This window comes from Paenibacillus sp. BGI2013, assembly GCF_002843485.1.
In the GTDB taxonomy this organism is placed as follows: Bacteria; Bacillota; Bacilli; order Paenibacillales; family Paenibacillaceae; genus Paenibacillus; species Paenibacillus amylolyticus.
Genome location: NZ_PJFA01000017.1, coordinates 95,452 through 118,713, shown reverse-complemented (window position 1 = coordinate 118,713; position 23,262 = coordinate 95,452). Strand labels below are relative to the sequence as shown.

The following is a 23,262-nucleotide window of genomic DNA, read 5'->3' as shown; positions in this document are numbered from 1 at the left end:
CCGACCTCCCTTCTTATCAGGATTGTGTCAAACTAAAGCCCACCTTATATCGATACAAGTACCGTCATCAATTTACAATGTGCGAGTTCCGGCAAACGAACGACCTCTTCTCCATCGGTTAACCTCTGCTGAGGCTTCAGTGGTTGTTCACCAAGAGATACACGCTCTGCATGTACAGGTTGATTAAAGTGCATGTTCACGTTAGCAGACTGTGACAAATACGGATTGAAGACACGTACAATGTATCCGTCACTCTGCTCTGCTTTCTTGAAACTGCTTAACACCACGTTGGAATCGTTGCTGAACGACATCAGGCTGTAGTCTGTATCAAGAACAAGTGCCTCATCGCGGAAAGCAAAGATCAGTCGTCCGTTCAAAAAGTCGCATCGCTGATAACTGCTGATCGGTGTCAAATATTCACGTGCAGCACGAGCTACATTCGCTTCGTCGAATCCGGAAGCCTGGATATGCAGGCCAAAGGTAAAGAAGAGCTTGCCAAGCAATTGCGCATCAGGTGTAGCCACAATTTTCTCACCGGAGGCCCGGCCAGGACGATACAACAGGTTTTCCTTACCCATGAAACCGAAAGTACGGAACAAGGTCAGGGCAATGGTATCCATTTGCTCACCAATAATCTCGTACTCACGTACACCTTCCGTCATCACAGCCATACCATGCGTACCGTTGTTCAACCCCGCATAACTCTGCATCGCTTCAATAGTGATCGGTTTCTCCTGCCATTGTTCGCGCTCCCATACTTCCACTTCTGGCAATGAGGTTGGACGAGCAATGACTCCAAACGGTTGATCTGCAATGGATAGGGATGAAGCAATTCCTGTATCAAAAAGGACACGCAGACGGTGGCTGAACACCTCATTCTGCACCTGAACCTGGAAACGGATCAGATTCTCTCCTTTGCGAAGAGATATCTCCACTTGTATTGGCAATGCTCCCGACGTGATGCCTGCGGCGCGCTCTTCCAGATCGTAGGGGACATCCAGCGTGAAACGCAGGGATAGTGTCTGAGATACAGACGTTTGGGTGGTCGTCGCACTCATCTGGCTGGCTGCCGAAGAAACAATCAGATCCCGCTCGGGAGGAGAATAATTGTAGGAATCTCCGTCATCCCCGTTATCTTCGAAGACCATTTGATCCGCATACACTTGGCCAGATCGCTTATCTGTAATTTGCAAGGTGCCGTTTGCTTGCAGCGCAATGCTGAAATGTTCATTTTCAATCGTGTCCACGTTACGTCGTTCAATGACAGGTGCAGCGCCCTGACTGAAATCAAAAACAATCTGGGTGTAACCCATCGCCGGGACCTCTTGCAGTTCCACCAGCAATTTGGCGCGATATACGCGTTCTGGCAGATGCACTTTGCGACTTGGATTCAGGTCAATGTGTTGTCCAAGCACATAATCGGTCTGATCTACTTTTTCCACAATGGTGTAGGCCAGCTCGCGCCCCTTCGTATCCCGAATCACAAAGGATTCTTCCGGAATATAAGCTTCAATCTCAGTAACCCCGCCTCGCACATACGGTAGCGTGTTGAACAGGGTGAACGCAAATGTCTCCTTCTGCTGTATCGTTGAAGCAATCATCCGCATATGCAGGTCGAGCAGATTGAGTGCGATATCATAGGCCTGTTTGTAACGAAACGCAACGTCCTGATTCGTCGTATCGCTGTTACAGCCACCGATGCTGTCATGTGCCGCATTCTCAAACAACAGCTTCCAGATGTCCTCCACAATGCGATGCGGGTAATCATGCCCGAGAGAATGGCTAATGGCAAGTACAGGTTCTAGCGTGTTAGCAATCAGATTCTCAATCTGGTTATTCTGTTGCTTGAGATCCGCACGGGTGGAAAAAATGGACTTGTGAATCCGCATGTGCTTGGCTTCCATTAATTCACCCCGAAGTACAGGCAGATCCTGACTATCCGCTTCGATCTCCGCCAGAAAACGTTCCGGTTCATTCATCACATATTCGCGTTCTGTATCCAGTGCATTGAACCGTTTAATCAACTCCGGCAGGTTCAACCGGACAGGCGCCTGGTCAAACCCATTAGGGAAATAGATATGTTTGGTCGAGGCTTTGCGTTCCAGCGCACCAATCTGTTTCTCCAGATAAGGGATTAGATCTTCCTCATTCTCTGGAATGTTACCACCGTAGTAATATCCGAATGGCATTTGTACAGCAAATACACGGCTGCCGTCCGATCCTTCCCACGTAAACTCGGTATGTGGATTCGTATTATCTGATACGCCTCTCCAGAACAGGAAACGTTCAATGCCAAACTCGCGATAGATCTGCGGCATCTGTGCTGATTGTCCAAACGCATCCGGGACATAACCAACCTTCATCGCATGTCCGTACTTTTGTGCTGTTTTCATACCATAATACAGGTTTCGGACCATGGATTCACTGGAAATAACCAATTGATCCGTCTGTGTATACCAAGGTCCAGTCATCAGTCGTTTGGCTGAAACCAGTTGGCGGATCCGTTCCTCATCTTCGGGACACCAGCGGATGTAATCATCCAGTAGCGAGCCCTGTGCATCCAACAGGTAATAATGGAATCCATCGATATTCTCCAGTGCATCCAATACTTCCTTGACGTGTTTGACAAGATACACTTTGGAACGGGAGGTCGTAAAATACCATTCCCGGTCCCAGTGCGTATGTGGAATCACATGTACTTTGGTACGATTTCTTTCACTCATATCTCTATATCCCTCCAGATGCTTTTTTTAGTCAAAAACGAGTTCTATTTCTTCCCCGTTTTTCTTCACTGAAGCTTCCTGAGTCTTGGCAGGCTGTTTCTCTTCTTCATCGCGGAAGTTCACCAACATGGTGCCACCCGCCACGATCAGTGCGCCGACAATGCCTCCGGCAAGGTACGCGATTGGGGTACCTACTGACACAGCTCCATATAAGCCGCCAATTGGTGGCATGATGATATGTGCTCCCAGCAGTGCAGTCAAGGCAGCGCCCGTTGCACAGGCAAACATGTTGACCAGAATCATTTTGGCAGGGTTACGCAGTGTGAACGGAATTGCACCTTCCGTGATACCGATCACACCCATAATCACTGCACCTTTTCCCGCTTCCTGATAGGTTTTGGAAAAACGTTTCTTCATCAGCAATGTTGCCAAACCATAACCAAGCGGCGGAATGCAGATGGCAATATTGATGAAAATATTCGGCAGATAGACACCGGACAGGAACAGGGCGTTGCCTGCCATCCATGCCGCTTTGTTGACAGGTCCACCGAGATCAAATCCGATCATCGCGCCCAGAATAATGGCAAGTAGAACGGTATTCGTTCCACTCTGGCTCATGTTTTGAACCCAAGCAATGAGATACTCATTCAGCGCGCCCAGCGGGCCACCCAGAATGACCGCCATCAGAAATCCGGTTAAACCAACGGTAATCAGCGGTAAAATAATTAACGGTACCGAGCCAGCGGCCGGACCTGTAATCTTAACTTTGTTTTTGACCCACAAGGTGATGTATCCGGCAAAGAAGCCTGAGATCAACGCGCCGAGGAAACCGGCGTTGGTCTGCTGTGCCAGCACCCCGCCGATCAGACCTGCGGCCAGCGCAGGTTTGTCGGCAATGGAGTAGGCAATGTAACCGGACAGGACAATCGTCAATAGTCCAATACCGCTCCATCCTACATTTTGCACGAGATATAAAATATGCAAGAATCCGCTTCCATCTTTGTACGGATCAAGATCAGTAATGCCCATTGATAGTGCGATAATTTTGCAGATGGCAACGACCAGGGAACCCGCGATAATGACCGGCAGCAGATAGGAGATACCTGTCATTAGATGTGTTTTTGCTTCACCAAACCATTTTCTCATCGTACTCTCTCCTCATGTGGAAGGTGGGGTTAAGCTTGTCCGTTCACTGCCTCGACAGCTTTGGTTAATACCGCTTCTGCCTGACTTACGGCATGACCAATTTTGACACGCACGACTTTTTTATCGCCAAACCGATCCATGTCCTTCACCGTTTGATCGGCTGCAATCAGAACAAAATTCGCTGCTGCAATATCTTCTTCCGTCAGCTTATTGACTTGCCCCATGGCTCCCTGCTGTTCCACTTTGATCTCATATCCCAGTTGTTGAGCTGCTTTCTCCAATGCTTTGGCGGCCATCGGGGTATGGGCGAGACCTGCGATACATGACGTTACACCTACAATTTTCATTATGACACCAGTCCTTCCGTATATTGATGAAGCAACGTATATACATCTTCCGGCTGCACCGCTTCTACGATGGCCTCTTTGAATGAATCTTCCAGCAGTAAGGTGGCAAGTGAAGAGATGATTTGCAGATGGGATACGTCTACATGACCTTTAGGCACAAGGATGGCAAAAATAAATTTTACCGGCTTGCCGTCATGAGATTCCCAATCAATGGGCTCCCGCAATCGAATGACCATCACTGCCGGACGTGTTACAACTTCACTCTGGGTATGGGGAATCGCAAAGTGATCCTGAAGTCCCGTGGAGTAGACACGTTCGCGTTCCCACAGATCAGCCGCAAGTTGTGCACGGTTTGTAGTGATGCTGTAACGCTCTGCCTCCGCAGATATAAAATCAAATACGTCCTCTTTACTATGCAATGTCTGATCGAGATAAATCTGATTGGTTGTAATCATGATCTCTGTCTCTCCTCCTCTCTCTATCCAAAACGATAAGCGCTTACAAGATCATTGTAACGGATTCTTCCTTGACCTTGGATCTAGAAAATTTCCCCTTCGAAGCGGAAAAACATTAGCCATAGTAAAAAACCCTGAGTCGAATAGACTCAGGGCAGTTGTAAATGAGTTTCAATGGTGCGCTGCAAAGGCAGCTTAAGTAAGTACAGAACCTGGACTCTAAGCGGATAAAACATCAGGAACGCTGTGTCCAACGCTGCATTCCTGATCGAAGACCGTAATATGCTGCAGCTAGCAAAATAAATCCGGCAACAGCCATAATCATAGATGTTGTATCCCATTGAACACGGCTTCCAAAAGCAATCTTGGATTGCAATGGGGTAACAGAAGAAGCGGTGTTCGTAAGATCAGGTACATAATTCATGGTCATGATCATGCCTTGAACGACATTCCAAGCTACAAAACCGATGATGAATAACAAGGTAACCAAAAAGGATTCCATCGCTAATCGTTTGTTCATGCTTGTCATTTTGCCTCCTCTTTCCAACTCAATTAGACAAGATGTGCTGCATCTCCTGTTTCAAACGTTCTTTATTTTCGTCCACATATTGATACAGCAGGTCAAAGCTTTCTTCGTTATCCGATTGCATGCTCAAATTCGCGGCTTCCAGTTCAATCTGCTGTAATACCTCATGAATCTGTTCCCCGTGTGTTTGCAGGCTTGTCGTGATGTCATCTTCGGACAGGCCATTCACATTATCTCGTAATTGCCCGTGCGTTACGCCGCTTTTGGACAATAACTGTTCTATCTTCTTCAGGATCACGGCATCTGCATCATTGCCGATCCGCTCCATAGCTGTTATCGTCTCACCCAGATACTGTCCGCTGGAATTCTCAAGGAAACCGGTCATCCCGTTCATGGACAGCTCGGTATCCAGATCAATGATTAGAATGATATCTCTAAATACTTGCGGAAGTTCCGGCCCACTTTCTCGAATCGTCGCAAATTCAGCCCGATAAAGGTCCATGGCAATACTCCCCACCACTTCTTCACCTGAGATCTCTTCAAGCTGATCAAGTGGTAACAACTCCTGCAATTCTTCTTGTAACTTGTTCATCTTTCTCTGCCTCCTGTATCTCTCTGTCTAAATAGTTTGAACGTGTTTTTTACACTGGACCACTACGCAGTCAGAATAAACTTCCGATCGCTGTTATCCCCAGATTTTTTCAATCCCTTTATTAAAGGGTAAAATCCGGTGATAAAGGCGAAGTGTAAGCTTCCGAAGCAGCTTTCTTGCAGAAAGCTTTTAGCTCCGCTTCTTCAGTTTTTTTCTGCCCTCTCCGTTATCGTGTAAATTTCAAGTTCAACTACGCCGACACGTTATTACATCATATCAGAATACGCTATATAAGTTGAACTTATGGAAGTTGGTATAGTATATCCTTTAACAATTTACAGGGAATATCGTCAAGTTAACGTGCACTTGACCTCTGGAAAATGTTCCGCTGTTATGATCTTGACATCACGAGTCTTGGGAGGGGTAATGATGCGCCTGGCCTTGTTCACAGACACCTATCTTCCGGAAACCAATGGTGTTGCTGGCACGCTCCACCGCTTGAGTAACCATCTGAACCGCAGAAGAATTGAACATCTGCTGTTTACTCCGAACTCCGTCATTGAAGGAAGCCATGAGACTCAAGTCCGATCGGTTGCCAACATCCCTTTTTTTCTGTATCCCGAATGCCGCATTGCTCTACCCAACAGAGCAGACACGCACAAGCAGCTACAAACCTTTCAACCCGATCTGCTGCATATCGCCACACCTTTTAATATGGGGTTGCTTGGTCTGAGGTATGCCCTCAAACACCATCTTCCCCATGTTGTCTCCTACCATACCCACTTCGATCGTTATCTCGAATACTACCGGTTGAAAAGTATGATTCCTCTCTACTGGAAGTATATCCAGTGGTTCCACCGTGCCTGTGATGCAACCCTAACTCCATCGCAGGAAACGTTAAACACCCTGCAAACCCAAGGCATTCAGCGTCTGAAACTTTGGTCTCGCGGGATTGATTGCAACCTGTACTCCCCTGATAAACGCAGCTCGGATATCCGTGAACGATACCACATCACCGCTCCCCTTATTCTACTCTACGTTGGACGCATTGCCCCGGAAAAAGATATCGCTACACTCACGACTACCATGCAGCAGTTGCCCCAGGAAATGCAGTCCCGTGTACACTGGATCATCGTTGGCGACGGCCCATCTCTCCCGAAAATGCGTCTGCAATCCCCACCCAATGTCACCTTTACAGGTTATATGCATGGCGAAGAACTTGCTGTTATGTATGCTTCGGCAGATCTGTTTGTGTTTCCTTCCTCTACGGAGACATTTGGCAATGTGGTACTGGAAGCGATGGCTTCAGGACTCCCTGTAGTGGCGGCCAATGCCGGAGGTGTAAAGGATCTGATATCCCACCACCGCAATGGTGTATTATTCGAGCCAGGTCAGGCTGATGCACTGATTCGGGAGATATGTCTCTGGGGAAATCACGTGAACCAATTGAGGATGATGGGACTGGAAGGCAGAAAGCTGGCTGAGCAGCGGTCGTGGGAGCATATTTTTGATACACTGATCGGGGATTATGAGGAGGCTATAGAACATCGGAATAGACGAACGAAAGATCGAATTATTACAGCGTAGTTTTATGAAATCATCTTCTTCCAACAACCCATAACCACCGCCTCTGCCCTATGCTAAATTAAACCGGTTCGCTCGTTCAGGCTGCCATAGCATTTACACTCTGCTACGGTCAGCCTGAAACATGTTTCCAATACGTTTCATAACAAAACCTCCTTCTTGGAATGGGTTAAGCTATTTATTCCGTATGTAGAAACATAGAAGCCGAAGTTATTGAAATTATTTAGAGTATTTTGAATGATTGTATAAATAGAAAAAGACATGACCTCATTGAACTGGATCATGCCTTTTATTACAAACAATCTATTGGTTGAATTTACTGAACGGGACTTTGATATCTACAAACCCTTTAGCGTAGGGTGCAACCTCATAAGGGTGGAATCGGATGACGATACCTTTGTCATATAAAAAGAATTCAGATGTTTGATCAAGCTGAAAATCATAAATATTTTCTTCAAAAATAGAAACTCCTGCATTATACATGGCTAATAGACTGTTGGAGATTGATTTCTCTACTTTCTCCATTTGAGTATCGTCTTTAACATACTTGCTTAGCTTCAGTTCTTTCCCCGTTCTTAAATCATAGTTATATGATTTTGTCGCATCCATTCCATGTGCTCCGCCAGTGTACACATGATCTTCATATACCACAGATAACTTTTCTTTTGCATTGTATTTTACACTGGCCATGGTGATGTAGAAATATTTTTTGTTTGATTTCTTTTCTTCTTTGTCCAGGCGAGCTGCTTTCACTGCGTGGAGTTTAAATGTCTTGTTCAGTTTATCCGTCACAGATTTATTACCACCTGTTAGATGTATGTATGGCTGTCCTTTGTAATATTGGACCTTCGTTTTCACTGTAATCGTGCTGCCTGCCTCCACATGACTACTCGGAAGAATGATAGCAATCAGTACAGTGATCAACAGGTAATTTATCCATCTCAATTTTTTTCTTTCCATTCTATATTTCAACATTATCGATTAACCCCCTTTGGCTCAAATGATAACGTTTCCTGCATTCTGTTCCATATTACCTGTGGAGTGTTCTTTAGGTCTGTTCCGCTCTGAACGTTGCCAATCCAGATGTCCTCTGCTCCTGGGTGTTGTAAATAGTGCCTAAGCGTTGCTTTGATCAGAATAGACGAATTTAAGTCCAACACCTCATCCAGTGGTATCCAGAATAACTCGCCTTCATCCGAGGGCACAAAATGTCGATGCGTCGTCTCTCCGAAATATACAAACTGTTGCCAAATCTCACCACCGTTAACTTCCAACAGAATATATCGAAGCCGAAAGTGTTCGACATCCTCTTGCGTGAACCCGGTCTCTTCTTCAATCTCCCGATAGTTGGCGGTCATGGGTGTGTTCAGTTCCCCTTGTTCCAGATGTCCGCCAATGCCACCCCAGAATTCAAAATCAAACAATCTGCTACCCGCCTTCTTCATCATCAGCATGTCTGAGCCATTGCTCAAAAACGCTGTAGCCATCTGTCTAATTTCCATATGTTCCTCGCTTTCCAAACTGGGATTATAGGAGTCTTTATCTATTTAAACTGAACTAAAGAATATTTACACTAGCCACTCCGATGACAGAACAACCTTCCGATCGCTGTTATCCCCAGATTTTTTGATTCCTTTCCTAAAGGGTAAATCCGGGGATAAAGGCGACCGCTCCGCTTCTTCAGGTTATTTCTGTCCTCTACGTTTTGTGTAAATGTTATATTCAATTTATATAACCGCCTTCTACAGCAATTCCTTTAGCTCACTTAGATGCTCAATCGTATGTAAAGGACTAGTTTTAATCCTGTCCTGCCACGGCTGGTTGACCTTCATCCAGATGGTGCTCATGCCTACGCTTGCTGCTCCTTCAATATCGTTCACCGGATGATCGCCAATGTAGATGCATTGCTCTGGGCTTAGACCGAAATGATCTAGCGCAAGCTGAAATATGCGTGGATCGGGCTTTTTGACTCCAGCCTCTTCTGAAACAATAATATGGTCGTAATCATCCCGGATACCGAGTTGATCGATCTTCCCATACTGAATATCGGTCTGCCCATTGGTAATTAACCCGGTTTGATATTTCCCCCGAAGATGCTGAACGACTTCTCGCGCCTGTTCCATCAGAACTGAACTTCGCACATACTCTCTGCCATAGAACTCCATCAGTTCTGCATGTGGCGGATACTCTGCCCAAGGCAGTTCATTCAACAACTCGTTGAACAGAAGGGGTTTGTCCTTATAACCATCCTGGTCGAGTTCAATAATTCGTTTGCTTATATCTTCGGTTGACTCAAGGTGACCAAAATAGGTTTTAATCAAACTCTGCGTGAAGCCGTCAAAGGTCATTGTTCTGTTCAGAATTGTATTGTCCAAATCAAAAATAACGGCTTTAATATGATCCATCTTTCTTCTCCCCCAATTCTAGTACATGCGTTATCTTCTCCATACTCGTCACTTCTCTAAATCCCAAGTCGCGATAAAAAGAGCCGGCAACCGGTTGATCCGTGTACAGAACCAGTCGAGCGTAATGTTTTTCCGCTTTATGAATAACCGCATCCATCAGCCTGCGCCCAACCCCATGTCTTCGAAATTCTCTCATCACATAAAGCCTGCGAATTCTTCCGGTATCAGTCACTTCAGAATAAGGATCTCTGTTCAGACCGCAGATCCCAACCACCTTATCGTGCACTCTGCATTCAAAAAGCGCTTCATCTTCTTGCTCGAATGTATTGATTCCTGTCTCATATTCATGGATTAATCGCTCGATATGTCTGAACCCCTCACTGGAGCTTTCGACCAGCATCGCCACTAAATCGTCATGATTCCACACCGATATCTCCTGTATTTGCATGGTGTAACCGCCTCCATCATTTTAAATCAATGGTACACATGCAAACCCAACCATACATTGAACGATGGCCGGGTTTATCTTGTACAGCTCATTCTCATTTTTTCTTTTTGTGAAAGTGATAACCCGTGCACAGACCCTTTTGTTTGGATTTGGCTGAACAGTTATGTCCACCGTTCTTATCCAGTCTGCCTGGATGAGCATAAGCGGAAGAGGATACACCAACAAGTACGACAAGAGACAGGATTACGATAACAACCTTTTTCATAAGTCACCCTTCGATCAACACCCTATGCTTTAGGGCTTAATACGTGCTATATCATTCTACAATAAAATCCACAATTTGGATATCCTTCATCTTTTTAGCCGATCCATTCTCATAAAATCTTAAATTGCTTCAATGCATGGGTGACTCCATCTTCACTTGCCCGCAGGGTGACATAATCGGCGCTTTGTTTAATTCGTTCTCCGCCATTTCCCATCGCAATTCCGATTCCCGCATACACTAGCAGATCCACGTCATTCTCCCCATCGCCAAAGGCCATTGTATCCTCTCTGGATATCTTCAGGTAGTCGAGAACTTTCTCTGCGGCTATAGATTTGCTGACTTCGCTCGCTTCCAGCACATTCACTACATACGGATGGAATCTCACGAATCGTAAGGAAGGAAATCTGGATTGGAATTTCTCCGTCTCCGCTTCATCCGCATATAAACAAATGCAATATACGTCCTGTTCCAACATGCTGATTTTCTGTGGGGAATCCATAAGTCCAAGCGTATCTCTTAAAGCGTCAGTAACACGACCATCTGTTGTACACAACCCGTTCGTCTCAAATGACTCTGTAAAATATGAAATACTGTGCCCCTGCAACTCGGCAAACTCACTGAATGCTCTAACCATCTGTGCTGAAAGTACAGACTTATGTATCACTTCATCACCTGCTTTGATCAATGCCCCATTAGCCGAAATGATTGTATCGATTCCGAGATTTCTGAATTCTTCGCATAAATTATAGGGCCTGCCTGTGACGAGTACAACTTGAACGCCTTTACGAATCAATTCCCGGATCGACTCAGCTGTACGCGGTGATAAACTCCGATCTATTTCGCTCAGCAACGTACCGTCCACATCAAAGAATACAGCTCTAATCAAAATTTACTTCCTCCTCTGTCTTCAATTAAAAAGAGCAAGCACAGAATAACCTTGTGTGGTCTTCCTGCACTTGCTCTTGCAATTAACGGGTCTGAACATCTTGGGTACGACCCATGTACCATGATTGAAATGATTTGGCCGTATCCAGGGAAATGTCATGTGCCCGATGATGCAGTACTGGCTTGGCGCGGTTTACCGTATGAATGGAAGCCACACCGAACCAACGCTGTAACACATTACGGGTGATCTGCACTTCGATGACTTTCTCACGTTTGGAGATGAAGAGGGTTGAAGTGAGCGCACCGGTTCGAAGTTGAATGAAATTCTGATGCAGAATGTATCGGGTATGGAAAAAGTCCATCACTCTGCATGTTGCAATCCACACGAGCAGAATCGCGGAAATCACCCACCAGGCATGTTTCTGCCCAAACACCAATGGTTTGAAATACCACAATAAACCCGTAATTATGATCCACCCCCAGCTTGGTTTGAGCAGGCGCAGCCATAGTGATATTCGTGGAAGTTTTTCCATCTCCTGCGTAACCCGATAGGATGGCAGGATCTCCTCAATCAGGGTATAGGCTTGCTTCACAGGCAAGAAAGGATAGAGCGAGTTCACCTCCTGCTCGGATTCCCCCAGACTACCTGCAGTGGTCAGTTCTACTTCCGCTAATCCAAGCAGCCTTTTCATCGGTGACTGTGTAATTTTCACGGCCTGGACTCGCTCTTTCAGGATTGAAAATGACGTTTGCTCCATCATGCCCTTCGAGATATAGATCCGTTTGGCATCCGAGGTGATCTGGAAATTACCATACTTTACGAAGGTTCTGACTATGCCCAGAGCAATAGATATAATCAATAAAACTAAAATCATCAAACCGGCAATCCACCAGGAATCAAGCCAGGTTAATAACAAACTTTCCGTTACTTCTTCATCAGGGAAGAAGTCCTTCACCCAGGAATAGAGCGTAGCCAGGACCGGAATCAGTACGAGAAAGCTGAGCGAGGTAAAGGATGCTTTGAATATGTCCTTGCGGGTGGAATGATAATGAACAACCCGTTCCTGTTTTTCTTTTGCAGGCAGAGACATGACTTCATCAGTTATAAAAGGTTCGGATTGCGCCTCTCCCTCTTCCATAACCTGAACTGCATCCAACCTATCATGTTCCTCTGTTGCTCCTACTGTTTTTGCTTCTTCAGCCATATGACCTGCTACAATCTTCTCCAGCTGTTCCGCTTCGGAAAGTGAAACAACGTGTAACTGAAAGGTAGCATCTTCTCCCTTAATTCCGGTCTCGAATCGAATCGACGTCACCCTGAATAACCGATGAAACAACGTTGTATGACGATTCACATTCTGGACCTTCGTATAAGGTATCGTTCTTCGGGTACGGTTAAACACACCACTATAGATATGAAAGGCTGTATCGTCTGCTACATAACGCGAGGTGAACCACTTCAGGATCATGGACAGGATGCTAATGGAGACACCTACATAAAAAGCGATTCTTCCATAGAATATCCATTGGGACTCCGAGCCCTGACGGAAAACAAACAAAAAAAGGACGATAGCGAACCAATTCTTTACCCGTTTCCACAAGCTCCACAGCATGGTTAATGGATGATGTCGCTTCATATCGATCATTCATCCACCTCATTAATCCGCGCATAGGACGCAATCTGATGACGGAGTGCAAGTGCGACTTCCTCTGGCAATGCCGGGATTTCATGCGATGAACCCATCGTGCCAACCGATACGGAATAGAGTCCATATTTTCGCATTAAAGGTCCCTGATTTGTTGTAACCGATTGCACTTTCGCCATGGGGATGATCTGATGTACCTTGGTTAGCGCCCCACGCTTCAGTTGCAGGAACTCCTCATTCACATCATAGTACCAATGCTTGTATAACCATGAAGGCTGGATGAAAATATCCCACACCGCATAGAGCACAGATATGGCCGTAACGCCCCACAACAACCACCCAATCCACGTCTTCCATCCATAGATGGAGTCGAGTATTAACAGTACGGCAAGGATCAGGAAACCTATTGCATTCCATATGATGGCGCTAATTCTCCACAGGTTTACTGCATGAGGAGATAACCGTTGCTCGGGTGTATTCCACTGAATTGACATATGTTCACTCCTTTTTTCCTCGGGTACATAAAAACCACATGATACAATGTACGAACAATCGTCCACGATCGATGCAAAAAGATAAAGAGATGACCCCTATACAATACAGGTCGTCATCTCTTTTGTTCATTTCATTTTACTTTAGTGCATGTTCAAAAAGACTGGTTTTCAGTACCGAGAAGATGGGATGAAGCTAGAAATGGAGTAGCGGAGCGTAGGGAAAACTACGTGAGCAACTACAATGTTTCCTCAGGAAACATACTTCGTAAGCCTCCCGCTTATTTCGGCTGAATTCCATATTCGATGCTGATGATGCCACTAGGCATCCTTCGTAATCAAAAGCGGGCTTTTTGAACAACCTCTATAAAATCCTGTACTTCACACAGCCAAACCATATGATCTGTTCCTTCGCCCCAATAGTTGTTCGCCACCACATAGGGTTCACCGAATTTGCGTTGCCACTTCTTCTGTGCGATCTGGTAACCGCTATCCAGGCAGAATTGCTGAATTCCCAGCCGTTGCAGTTCACTAACCAGTGCAAGAATGAGCGCCGAACCAACCCCCTGTCCTTGAACCTCGGGCAACACATACAGGCTACCCAGTTCTCCGGTATCGTTCAGCCGGCCCTCTGTACATTCTCGAATCTCCTTACCACACGGTCCATACGAGATTGTGCCTACAATAACATCTCCCATTTTGGCGACGAGGAAAAATACACTTGCTTCGATGTTGTCCTTTGCTTGCAGTGCCTTGCGAATCATCACTTTTTTGTGTGTTATTTCACCCTGAATATCATCCAGAAGCGAGCCTATTCCCTCCTGATCAAATGCTGCGGGGATGGTTGTCTCGAACACCTGATACACTCCATCTGCATCCGATCGCGTCAAAGGTTCAATGGTAATTTTGTCATCCACAGGTTCTTCTCCGTCCCATATACCTTCTTAATCTGTACGTCGCTGAATCAGCCTTCTTAGTTGATTCGAATCCTCAAGAGGAATGCTATATCCAGTGTTCGTGTCTTCAAGGTTTACTAACAGGCCTTGCATCTTGGGATCCATTCCTAATGAAAAATCATACCGTGTTATCGAGCTGTCCGCATTTGTTATGCTCATGTCGTACTGTGCACTATAATTGAGAATACCCGGCATACGCTCTGCCTTATGTATTGCCTCCATCACGATCCGTATCTCATCAGATCGATCAAACTCAACATCTTGACATGGTTCCAAGGTGAGGTCTGGATTACACGTTAAGGTGATCAACAGAGGAAGCCCCTCTTCCGCGTTCGATTCATTCGGTTTACTGCACCCTGCAATGAACGTGGCAATGACAAATACGAGCAACACTCCTACATATTTCACCATACTGCGTGCCTCCCTGACTTAGTATTAAATAAACTAGTAATGAGTAGAGAAGTAATAAATACAGTATATAATGAAATGACTCAACTGCACTAACTATCTATATTCATATCAAGTTACGTAACTCCGGGTCCCATGAAGACAACATAGCTATCAGTTGCTCTACGGTCTCTTCCACAAATACCTGAACTCTCTCACCCGTGATGAACTCAGGAGTAATTCCCGGTTCTTCCCCATTAAGAAAAGAAAACGTGTGGTCCCGCCAGCGCACAATCTCATCAGCAGTTAAACGACCCGTCATGTCATAACCTGGTGAACTGTTGAGCACCTGCCATACCTCTTCGCTCCAACTCGAACCTTGATAGAGATTGAAATCGATCTGGTCCGTCTCCTGGTAATATAAACGCGCTAGTTCATCCTTCGATCTGCTACTGCCTATATGTTGATCTACCTTGTTGACCCGTTCGACGAATTCGGGATGCACACTACGGAACCAGTAATAATCTGTTAGCACATGCATAAAGTATCCTCGCACAAACCACTTCCATCCTTCATCGGTAAGTTGTTGCATATAGAATGAGTAAAGATCCTTCAATTCACCAACGTAATCTCCATCATCTTTTGGGTTGAAATGGGTGTATTCCTTATCATCTCTGGTTGTACCTTCGCGCATATGTATGGAATCTGGGGCGATATTCCCCAGATATAATGAACCTCGATCAGCCTGAATTTGCAGCGAGTCTGCAATCAGATTAGCAATATTGAGATGAACCATAGGTAACGGCATAGAGTTGATCTCCTTTTATCGGGAAGTATTCTACTATACTTAATAAAAAGAAACGATATAACCTACTGGTGCAACGCAGATCACTGGAATAGTGAGACTTCGCTAGGTTCCACCTTTTTTTCACCGTAGATGCGTGATTAACCCTGAATTCTCTCCACTTGCATGCGGTCAAACAGTTGCTCCAGATCCGTGTGGTACTCCGGATGCTCCTTCACAAGCAGACTAATATATTCCGACCCACACTCATAGAACATCAAGCGGTTAAACGGAGCAGTGTCTCCCATATGATTGCTTTCCTGCCCGAATTTTGCCCGAATCAGATTCTCAATATAACGCGCGTAACCCTCGTTCCACTCCAACCAGCTCCAATACTCGGCTTGTTCTTCATTTAATGAAGTGAACAACGCCTTTCTAGCTGTGTGTACTTGCGTCAGGTCTTTACTCTTCAAAGCTGACAACAATGAGTTTATCCGCTCCACAACGATTTCATCTTCGTACGGAAATTCATAATCCAGTTCCCATGTTACGCGCTTCAGCTCGTCCATTTTATGCTTAATTTGAAGACGGTTGACGATCCGCTCATCATATTTCTCATATATATAACAATGAACATATTCGTGGAACAGATAAACTTTCTGCTCCAGATCTTTGAACGCTGTATCCGTTACAATCGCACACATTCGTCCGTTCATATGATGCACCGGCATCGCAGCAAGGCATTCATCTGGAATATATAAATCGTCCGGTACCGTCTTCACCCACTCATATTGTTGCGTTTTGGACGAATAATCATAGATATATAATAAAGCTTCATAGGCTACAACCACTGGATAATGTTCTGCAAACAAAGGATGTATGCTAACCAAGTCTTTCTGAAGCTCGTTTAACTTGTTAATTTGCTCTAAAAAAGCATCCATGTCATTAACCCTCTCTTTACTGGATTGATGCGTTAATCATACTAGATCAGGAAAGATAAAACACTGAGAGAAAAATGATAATTCTGTTCGAGTGTGAGATGGTGAACGTTAAAAACGCTCTCCCCGTTTCTCATACAGGTAGATATCCAGTGCCTGAATCCCACGCCGGGCCAGCTTAATAAACAAGATCAGCGCATACACGCCCAGTCCATATAACAACACATTAATCAACATTGCAAATATCGTAACTATAGAACCAACCATCATTATAATTCCTCCTATTTTACCCTTTTAAATCATCACTCCCTATTCTAGCATATTTTTCCTTAGTTAACTTTTTTGGTAGATGTGAGAGTTGTTAGGTATGCTTATTGTTTCAAAACAAAAAAACTTCCACATCCGTATGTGAACGGTGGAAGTTTTTTAATCTGGTATACAGTTTCCTAAGTTCGCTCACCACTGACTATATGCCAATGCTGATGCTTCGAGTCTTGATAACTGCCCAAGTTAGTTATAATCTTCGACGAGCCTGTCTGAGCTAACAAGTCAGCAGCAATCTTTTTAATGACACGCATCATTTCTAAGAGTAGTTCATCATTATTCTCTTCCTCTTCTGAAATGAAGGACTGAATATGAATCTTGGGAATCACCACGATATGGTGTTCGTAGTATGGTCGGGTATGGTGATAAGCCATAACGTTATTTGTTTCCATGACAACTTTGACTTGAATTTTACCACTCACAATAGAAGTCCTGCGTCATAACATACCCTCCTCTTACTAGTGAGTTCTAATATATCCTGCCTTCTTCAACACATATTCCGTAAACGGATTGATCTCAGGGATCGGCTGATTCAGATCAAAATATCGGAGTTCCAGCCCTTCATCATCCAAAATGGTTGGGCTGCCCTTGATACCTGAAGCTTCATAAACAGCCATGACGTTGTAAACTTCATCACCATGTGGATACTGATAGTACATGTCCTCACCTGAAAAAATGCTAATGAGTTTGAATGATTCCGCTCTCAGTCCGGCCTCTTCATACAATTCCCGCGCAGCTGTTTCCTCCAAAGACTCCCCGGGTTCCATGGATCCCCCAAGTGTCCCCCAATCCAAGCTATCTGTACGTTTTTGTAGCAACAGGTGACCTTCCTCGTTGAACACGAGTACACATGAGCCCGCCATAATTAGAGGACGCGGGCCCACCAGTTTTCTTAGCTCCATGATATATCCCATCCATGCTTCTCCCCCATCTTCAAAGTGCATACGTGAAACCTACCCTTATGATTTGGTCAAGATTCCCTGATCTACGGATTTCTGAATAAGCTGCTGCGCATACTCCCACAATGTTTCGGAACCGTTCGCAATCTCACGGTTTCTGTTTAATACCTGATCACTTGTAATGTTATATTTCTGCCACGTATCTCCCTCATTCTGATGATTATGTATCAGAGGCTGCAACCGATCCAGAGATGAGGCAAATTGTGCTTCAGGCGTCTGCTTTGCTTCAAACTCTAACCATAATTGGAGTAGTTCTTCAGCCTGTTCCTTAGGCAACATACCAAACAGCCGATGAGCTGCTTTGAGTTCACGATCATATTTATCCGTGTGTCCCACCGTATCATAAGCGAACGTATCTCCGGCATCAATCTCGACCAGATCATGAACGAGAAGCATCTTAATGACTTTGAGGATATCCACATCCTTGTTGGCATGACTCTGCAAAACCAAGGCCATCATCGCCAGATGCCAGGAATGCTCCGCATCATTTTCAAGTCTCTCACCGTGCATAATTCTCGTCTTTCGTTCAATCGTTTTGAGTTTATCAATCTCAATGAGAAAGTGAATCTGATCCTGTAATGATTCGCTCACAGCACATCCTCCTTCATACCCATCTATGTGGATAGATCATACCAGTAAACTCTATAGTTAAAATCGAGTGACATCCCCACACCTTTTGCCAGACGAATTGAGCCTGTATTGTCCGGTGAACAATCCCAATACGGATGTATACCTACACGACTGCATTCTTCCACAAAAGCTTTTGCCACCATCGCACCATAATTCCTTCTTCTGTAGACTTCAACCGTTTCAATATCAACCGCATGTGTCTGATCTGCGATAAATGCCGAAAAGCAAACACTCGCGATATCATCGTTATGCACTGCAATATAGCCAAAGCCATGTTGTAAAAAATCATCTATTGTCTTCCAAAAGTGAGATATTTTATCTTTCAGGAATGGAGAATTGTTATATCTTTTCTCTCCTAATAGTACTTCATCTATCCTGAGAATTCTGACTTTCTCGTCCTGTGAAGCACATATGTCGAGAGGTGCTTGCTGACTTATCGAATTTGGATTCAACTTGAATACATGCTGAATATCACTGGAGATATCTCTTTTCCCGGAGATGTGCCGAAGAAAATCTTCCCAGGCTTCGTCCACCACACCAATTTCAACAGCATGCATATGTAAGTCCAATAACTCAGGTTCAATACGTTCCCGCATGTACTCTTTCAATTCATTCAAAAAGGGTTCACTTCGAGAATCTCCGATCAACTGAAAACCAGATTGTCCATGTACCCAAATTAGAGCTGCTGTGATATTCTCTGCATCATCTACATATATCCGTCCCGGGTTCAAGCCAGACGCCACCGCCTTGACTTCAATATTCTGACACGAGTCCGTGAGATGTTTTACTTTGTGGAAATCATGTTTATTAATCTCGGTAATCATAGGTTCATTCCTCCCGAATTCAAGACAAAGCCATAAAGCGTGTGTAACCTCTATCAAATCGTATATTCATAGATTCTCGTCTCTTCATCATCGAGCAGATATCCTTTGCCGATATAGGCCCAGTTATTTTTTTCATAATAATCAGTCAGATCAGTACATAAATACAGCTTGTCATACCCTTTTGCTTTCACCTCATTTAATGCATGGGTCTGAAGTTGTCCACCCAGATTTCGGCCCCGATATTCTGGATCAACATGAAGACATGCAAACCAGGGAAAGAGATCCTGCCTGCTATTCAGATCACTTCGCAACAAAGCGTACCCACCGACAATTCGGTCTCCGTCCAACATCACATAAAATCTTGGCACATCACTCTCTGTATCCACAGAACGCTCTATACAATCCCGATAGAAATGGAAGCTTGATTCCGAGCCCCATTGTTTCCAGAAATACTGTACTGCTTCTTGCATCACGTCCGGCTTCTGCCGAATATCAATAATTTGCAAAATGTTAATCTCCCTTCGCGCTTTTTGCTTTCGTATATGATCAAATGTCCAATTCAACGTTTAGTTCACGCACAAATACAGCTGTCCCCTTCATTCTGACATCCATATCCTCACCATCCCGAATCACACTCACTTGAACCTTTCCATCTCTTCCAATCTCATGCCCTTGCTCTATCACAAACTGTACCTCATCAATCTCTGGTTTCACATAGGTTAAATAATAAGCACCCATCACCCCGGAGGCTGTTCCAGTCACTGGATCTTCCGTCGTACCAGAGTAAGGTGAAGAGAAATGTCTGGCATGCATCATCGCATCGGAATCACGGGTTTTGAAACAAAAGGGGTGTAGGGAAGCTTTGGGATTCTCAATTAAAATTTCAGGGAACAGGGAAGAATCCGGTTTCATTTTAATAAAAGAGTTCAAATCACGAATCGGGATTAATACCGTCCAGGTTCCCGTACTTCCATAAACGATTGGAGTTGAAAGGTCAACATCATCCAGAGTGAGATTGATGGCGCTTACCAGCTTCTCGATATCCCCCTGGAATGGTATAAACTGCGGCTGATCCTGTTTCATTTCCATGTAAATGGTGTCGGCATTGCGCTCAAATCGTATGGGTAATGTACCTACATTGGTTTCAATTGTGATTAACTCGCTGTCACTTAACATCCCACGCGTCTTCAAACCATACAGTGATGCCATTGTGGCATGACCACACAGATTAATCTCATGTCCCGGTGTAAAATAACGTAATCTGACGTCAGCTATTTCAGAGTTCAACACAAATACTGTCTCATTAAAACCAACCTTATAAGCGATCTGCTGCATCTCCGTCTCACTGAAATGATCCGCATCAAAAACCACTCCTGCCGGGTTACCTTGACCCGGAACGGTAGAGAAAGCATCATAATGATAAACCGTAATTCTCCCCATGGTTATAACCACCTTTGCCCTAATTTACGAGAAACACAACAGAACCAACGTAGTCATCTTATTTCCTCCCGTACCTATTAGACTGACTTAAATTCTCTATCCAAAATCGAGAAAAAGTACTGGTCTGTCCACTGATTGTTCCACCATAGTTCTTCCTGGTAGACGGCCTCCCGTGTCATACCCACATGCTTCATCAGTGCTGCTGAGCGAACGTTTTGTGAATTGCACATACCGACGACCTTATGAGCTTGTAACTCTTGAAACGCAAATTGTAACAAAAGATGTGTAGCCTCGCTCCCATACCCGTTGCCTGCGTATTCCGAAAGCACACCGTATCCAAGTTCCCAGCTTTTTCGGTAATCCACATAACTCCACATCTGAACAATACCAATGGGTGTATCTTCCGGATCATTCAAGCGGCGTATAACAAAATCATAGGCATACGGTTTCTCATCTGCGACAGCAAAATGGCTGCCATATTTCTCACGGACCTTTTCCTCATCCGTTTCAACAGTTTCCTCAAAGCTCCATATATTTGTGTCACATTCAAGTTGACATATGAAGTCGAGGTCCTGCTCTGTGACTGTTGTTATTCTTACCTTCTCTCCCACGAATTCCATGTGTATTCATCCCCTTTATAAAAAAGATCATTGCTTCGGAATCTCCCACTCTGTATTAAGCACACCTCTACCAATATTCCATTTGGCGAGCAAAGCTCTCTGTCTGTTTTCCAGATCAAGATAGGGTGCTGCAACACAGGATAACGTGTCAAACATATGGATAAAATGAGGCCCTTCCTTGAAACGTCGAAGTCCGCCATATTCTTCATCATCCGCTGCCCATACAATCTTTTTAATACCCGACATTAATATGGTACAAGAGCACATAGGACAAGGTTCACAGGTAGTATAAAGCGTCAAGTCTTTCTTCTTCGAGAATTTCTTCTTCTCTACATCCAGCAAATGTTTTCCTGCCCGACGAATGGCATCCACCTCAGCATGTGCGGTGGGGTCGCAATCCGAGAAAACTCGGTTCCTGCCTTTACTCACGACAATCCCATCCACATCCACGATTATCGCACCAATCGGATACGTTCCTTCAATAAGTGATTGTTCTGCTTCTTCCAGAGCCAAAGTTAAATATTCATAATCCGATAACTTCATTTGAAAGTCCCCCTAAGTACAGTTATAGACCACCTACAAAACAGACTCCTTGTGCAATGTGTAATAGAAGAGATTGACGGAATCACCTTTAATCGTTAAACGTTTCGGATTGTGTACTGCCCGGCTTCACCCAGAAAATCACTTTTGGTTAACTCTTTTTCTCCGAGTAACATCCTGTAGTTCGATATCGTACCGTCATGTGAAATGATAAACGTATTGCCGCTCTGTTGCCTGCACCATTCAAGAAGCTTTTCAGCTAATATCTGGAACCGATCTGCATCCATCTGATTAATACTTTCTTCCCAACAATCCAACCCCAAATTAAGCATTCTTATGTCAGTATACTGATGGCTGAACTCTTCCTTGGAATAGATCTGATCACAGACGAAAGGTACAAACTCTGGATTCTGAAGAAACATTCTTGGGCCAACCAGCGGGCTGAAGAACACAAGATTTTTGTTAGGGGTTAGGAGTTGTGCTGTTTCAATAGTACGTTTCGTTGGACTAACCAAAATGACGTCTTCAGGCGCAAAAACCACTTGTTTACGCAACGCTATAACCTGACTTTTTCCCAATTCAGTGAGGCCCGGATGCTGACAATTTAATTGATTTGGGTAATCCATCAAGTGTTCGCCATGACCATGACGAATAAATGTAATGTCCATAGGCACCTATTCCTCTATTTCTGAATGAAGTGTTTGATGCCTTTTGCATCAAGAAGGTTAGTCAGTTCCTTTTTCAAAAACACAGGATATACTTCCATCCGCTCCAGTTCGTCCAAGGAAAACCATCGGAAGATTAACTTACCGTTATCCTCTAGACCTTTGAATTCAGTTTCACTATATAGTTTATGGGCTTCCGGCAATGTGATGAGATAATAAAAGCCAACTTCATGATACTTCAGGCCATCATATTCAAAGAAATCTTCACTAACATATGCGAGCCTTTCCGCTTCTACATGAACACCCAGTTCCTCCATCATTTCTCGTACAATAGCCGCTTCTGTTGTCTCGTTTAATTTCACCCGACCTCCGGGCAGATTCCAGAAATCATCCTGTTCAGTCGTATGCAAAAGAACTCTTCCCGCATCCATCACAATACCTGCCACACGGAAGTTGAATTTGTTGTTATTTTGTTCATACGATACATTATTGTTATCTGCAGTGGTCATCTCGCTGACCATCCATCAGCAAATCCGTCCATGAATCCCATGATGAATGAGGGAATGATGAGTACGAGCAATAAAATTAAACTGGCTATGCCCCATCTAAGAATTACTTTCCGTTTGCTTCGAACACCGATAATAATTAAGATTGCGGTTATTGCAATTAAGGCTACTCCATA

Annotated in this window: 30 protein-coding genes; 1 reads left to right on the top strand and 29 read right to left on the bottom strand. The window is 44.5% G+C overall.

Annotation, left to right across the window (positions count from 1 at the left end; translation table 11 throughout):
- Window positions 1–44: 44 nt before the first annotated feature.
- The 6 genes from mngB to CXK86_RS28420 all read right to left on the bottom strand — a co-directional run bounded on the left by mngB (window position 45) and on the right by CXK86_RS28420 (window position 5,789).
- A complete protein-coding gene (gene mngB, locus CXK86_RS28445) occupies window positions 45–2,723 on the bottom strand; it encodes a mannosylglycerate hydrolase (RefSeq protein WP_257468241.1) in 2,679 nt (892 codons plus the stop codon).
- A gap of 27 nt (window positions 2,724–2,750) precedes the next feature.
- Window positions 2,751–3,869: a PTS fructose transporter subunit IIC gene (locus CXK86_RS28440; RefSeq protein ID WP_101314956.1), complete on the bottom strand. Its 1,119-nt coding sequence runs from the start codon at window positions 3,867–3,869 to the stop codon at window positions 2,751–2,753.
- A 29-nt stretch (window positions 3,870–3,898) separates the two neighbouring features.
- Window positions 3,899–4,216, bottom strand: a complete 318-nt coding sequence (locus tag CXK86_RS28435) for a PTS fructose transporter subunit IIB (RefSeq protein ID WP_101314955.1) — start codon at window positions 4,214–4,216, stop codon at window positions 3,899–3,901.
- Window positions 4,216–4,671, bottom strand: coding sequence for a PTS sugar transporter subunit IIA (locus tag CXK86_RS28430; protein WP_101314954.1), 456 nt, complete (start codon window positions 4,669–4,671; stop codon window positions 4,216–4,218). Before CXK86_RS28430 ends, CXK86_RS28435 begins: the two co-directional genes overlap by 1 nt.
- A gap of 235 nt (window positions 4,672–4,906) precedes the next feature.
- Window positions 4,907–5,191: a hypothetical protein gene (locus CXK86_RS28425; protein WP_144029841.1), complete on the bottom strand. Its 285-nt coding sequence runs from the start codon at window positions 5,189–5,191 to the stop codon at window positions 4,907–4,909.
- A gap of 28 nt (window positions 5,192–5,219) precedes the next feature.
- Window positions 5,220–5,789, bottom strand: coding sequence for a DMP19 family protein (locus CXK86_RS28420; protein WP_101314952.1), 570 nt, complete (start codon window positions 5,787–5,789; stop codon window positions 5,220–5,222).
- Between the two features lie 429 nt (window positions 5,790–6,218).
- On the opposite strand from CXK86_RS28420, the gene CXK86_RS28415 reads away from it, so the two are divergent.
- Window positions 6,219–7,376, top strand: coding sequence for a glycosyltransferase family 4 protein (locus tag CXK86_RS28415; RefSeq protein ID WP_101314951.1), 1,158 nt, complete (start codon window positions 6,219–6,221; stop codon window positions 7,374–7,376).
- A 300-nt stretch (window positions 7,377–7,676) separates the two neighbouring features.
- Here the strand turns inward: CXK86_RS28415 and CXK86_RS28410 are convergent, their stop codons facing one another.
- The 23 genes from CXK86_RS28410 to CXK86_RS28305 form a co-directional block, all read right to left on the bottom strand.
- Entirely contained in the window at window positions 7,677–8,333 is a 657-nt protein-coding gene (locus CXK86_RS28410) for a DUF3298 and DUF4163 domain-containing protein (protein ID WP_179087900.1), read from the bottom strand.
- A 14-nt stretch (window positions 8,334–8,347) separates the two neighbouring features.
- Window positions 8,348–8,875, bottom strand: a complete 528-nt coding sequence (locus CXK86_RS28405; RefSeq protein WP_256720083.1) for an NUDIX domain-containing protein — start codon at window positions 8,873–8,875, stop codon at window positions 8,348–8,350.
- A gap of 240 nt (window positions 8,876–9,115) precedes the next feature.
- Window positions 9,116–9,778, bottom strand: a complete 663-nt coding sequence (locus CXK86_RS28400) for an HAD family hydrolase (protein ID WP_076252570.1) — start codon at window positions 9,776–9,778, stop codon at window positions 9,116–9,118.
- Window positions 9,765–10,226 (bottom strand): GNAT family N-acetyltransferase, encoded by a 462-nt coding sequence (locus CXK86_RS28395; protein ID WP_076252572.1) that lies wholly within the window; start codon window positions 10,224–10,226, stop codon window positions 9,765–9,767. Before CXK86_RS28395 ends, CXK86_RS28400 begins: the two co-directional genes overlap by 14 nt.
- Before the next feature lie 94 nt (window positions 10,227–10,320).
- On the bottom strand, window positions 10,321–10,491 hold the full coding sequence (locus CXK86_RS28390) for a YHYH domain-containing protein (protein WP_101314950.1): 171 nt from the start codon (window positions 10,489–10,491) through the stop codon (window positions 10,321–10,323).
- A 109-nt stretch (window positions 10,492–10,600) separates the two neighbouring features.
- Complete coding sequence (locus CXK86_RS28385) at window positions 10,601–11,377, bottom strand: Cof-type HAD-IIB family hydrolase (RefSeq protein ID WP_076252574.1); 777 nt, start codon at window positions 11,375–11,377, stop codon at window positions 10,601–10,603.
- 82 nt (window positions 11,378–11,459) lie between these two features.
- Window positions 11,460–13,022, bottom strand: coding sequence for a PH domain-containing protein (locus CXK86_RS28380; protein WP_076252576.1), 1,563 nt, complete (start codon window positions 13,020–13,022; stop codon window positions 11,460–11,462).
- On the bottom strand, window positions 13,019–13,516 hold the full coding sequence (locus tag CXK86_RS28375; RefSeq protein ID WP_076252578.1) for a PH domain-containing protein: 498 nt from the start codon (window positions 13,514–13,516) through the stop codon (window positions 13,019–13,021). The genes CXK86_RS28380 and CXK86_RS28375 overlap by 4 nt, the downstream gene beginning before the upstream one ends.
- 335 nt (window positions 13,517–13,851) lie before the next feature.
- Complete coding sequence (locus CXK86_RS28370; protein WP_076252580.1) at window positions 13,852–14,430, bottom strand: GNAT family N-acetyltransferase; 579 nt, start codon at window positions 14,428–14,430, stop codon at window positions 13,852–13,854.
- A 27-nt stretch (window positions 14,431–14,457) separates the two neighbouring features.
- Window positions 14,458–14,880 (bottom strand): YhfM domain-containing protein, encoded by a 423-nt coding sequence (locus tag CXK86_RS28365; protein WP_076252582.1) that lies wholly within the window; start codon window positions 14,878–14,880, stop codon window positions 14,458–14,460.
- Between the two features lie 103 nt (window positions 14,881–14,983).
- Entirely contained in the window at window positions 14,984–15,664 is a 681-nt protein-coding gene (locus tag CXK86_RS28360; protein ID WP_101314949.1) for a zinc dependent phospholipase C family protein, read from the bottom strand.
- A 137-nt stretch (window positions 15,665–15,801) separates the two neighbouring features.
- Window positions 15,802–16,581 carry a hypothetical protein gene (locus tag CXK86_RS28355; protein ID WP_076252586.1) on the bottom strand — a complete coding sequence of 260 codons (780 nt, stop codon included), beginning with the start codon at window positions 16,579–16,581 and terminating at the stop codon, window positions 15,802–15,804.
- 108 nt (window positions 16,582–16,689) lie between these two features.
- Window positions 16,690–16,848, bottom strand: a complete 159-nt coding sequence (locus tag CXK86_RS32350) for a hypothetical protein (RefSeq protein WP_162158967.1) — start codon at window positions 16,846–16,848, stop codon at window positions 16,690–16,692.
- A 176-nt stretch (window positions 16,849–17,024) separates the two neighbouring features.
- Window positions 17,025–17,324, bottom strand: a complete 300-nt coding sequence (locus CXK86_RS28350) for an HIT domain-containing protein (RefSeq protein WP_306068593.1) — start codon at window positions 17,322–17,324, stop codon at window positions 17,025–17,027.
- Between the two features lie 36 nt (window positions 17,325–17,360).
- Entirely contained in the window at window positions 17,361–17,816 is a 456-nt protein-coding gene (locus CXK86_RS28345) for an NUDIX hydrolase (RefSeq protein ID WP_076252587.1), read from the bottom strand.
- Between the two features lie 45 nt (window positions 17,817–17,861).
- Window positions 17,862–18,452, bottom strand: coding sequence for an HD domain-containing protein (locus CXK86_RS28340; RefSeq protein WP_076252589.1), 591 nt, complete (start codon window positions 18,450–18,452; stop codon window positions 17,862–17,864).
- A gap of 23 nt (window positions 18,453–18,475) precedes the next feature.
- Window positions 18,476–19,315 carry a GNAT family N-acetyltransferase gene (locus tag CXK86_RS28335; protein ID WP_076252591.1) on the bottom strand — a complete coding sequence of 280 codons (840 nt, stop codon included), beginning with the start codon at window positions 19,313–19,315 and terminating at the stop codon, window positions 18,476–18,478.
- Between the two features lie 53 nt (window positions 19,316–19,368).
- Window positions 19,369–19,821, bottom strand: coding sequence for a GNAT family N-acetyltransferase (locus CXK86_RS28330; RefSeq protein WP_340389773.1), 453 nt, complete (start codon window positions 19,819–19,821; stop codon window positions 19,369–19,371).
- Window positions 19,822–19,861: 40 nt separating this feature from the next.
- On the bottom strand, window positions 19,862–20,755 hold the full coding sequence (locus CXK86_RS28325; protein ID WP_076252593.1) for a PhzF family phenazine biosynthesis protein: 894 nt from the start codon (window positions 20,753–20,755) through the stop codon (window positions 19,862–19,864).
- Window positions 20,756–20,832: 77 nt separating this feature from the next.
- Window positions 20,833–21,375 carry a GNAT family N-acetyltransferase gene (locus CXK86_RS28320; protein WP_076252595.1) on the bottom strand — a complete coding sequence of 181 codons (543 nt, stop codon included), beginning with the start codon at window positions 21,373–21,375 and terminating at the stop codon, window positions 20,833–20,835.
- A gap of 27 nt (window positions 21,376–21,402) precedes the next feature.
- Entirely contained in the window at window positions 21,403–21,918 is a 516-nt protein-coding gene (locus CXK86_RS28315) for a nucleoside deaminase (RefSeq protein ID WP_036610381.1), read from the bottom strand.
- A 95-nt stretch (window positions 21,919–22,013) separates the two neighbouring features.
- The gene (locus CXK86_RS28310) at window positions 22,014–22,583 is read right to left on the bottom strand and encodes a histidine phosphatase family protein (protein ID WP_076252597.1); all 570 of its coding nucleotides are present in this window, start codon (window positions 22,581–22,583) and stop codon (window positions 22,014–22,016) included.
- 14 nt (window positions 22,584–22,597) lie between these two features.
- Complete coding sequence (locus tag CXK86_RS28305; RefSeq protein ID WP_076252599.1) at window positions 22,598–23,089, bottom strand: NUDIX hydrolase; 492 nt, start codon at window positions 23,087–23,089, stop codon at window positions 22,598–22,600.
- Window positions 23,090–23,262 lie beyond the last annotated feature (173 nt).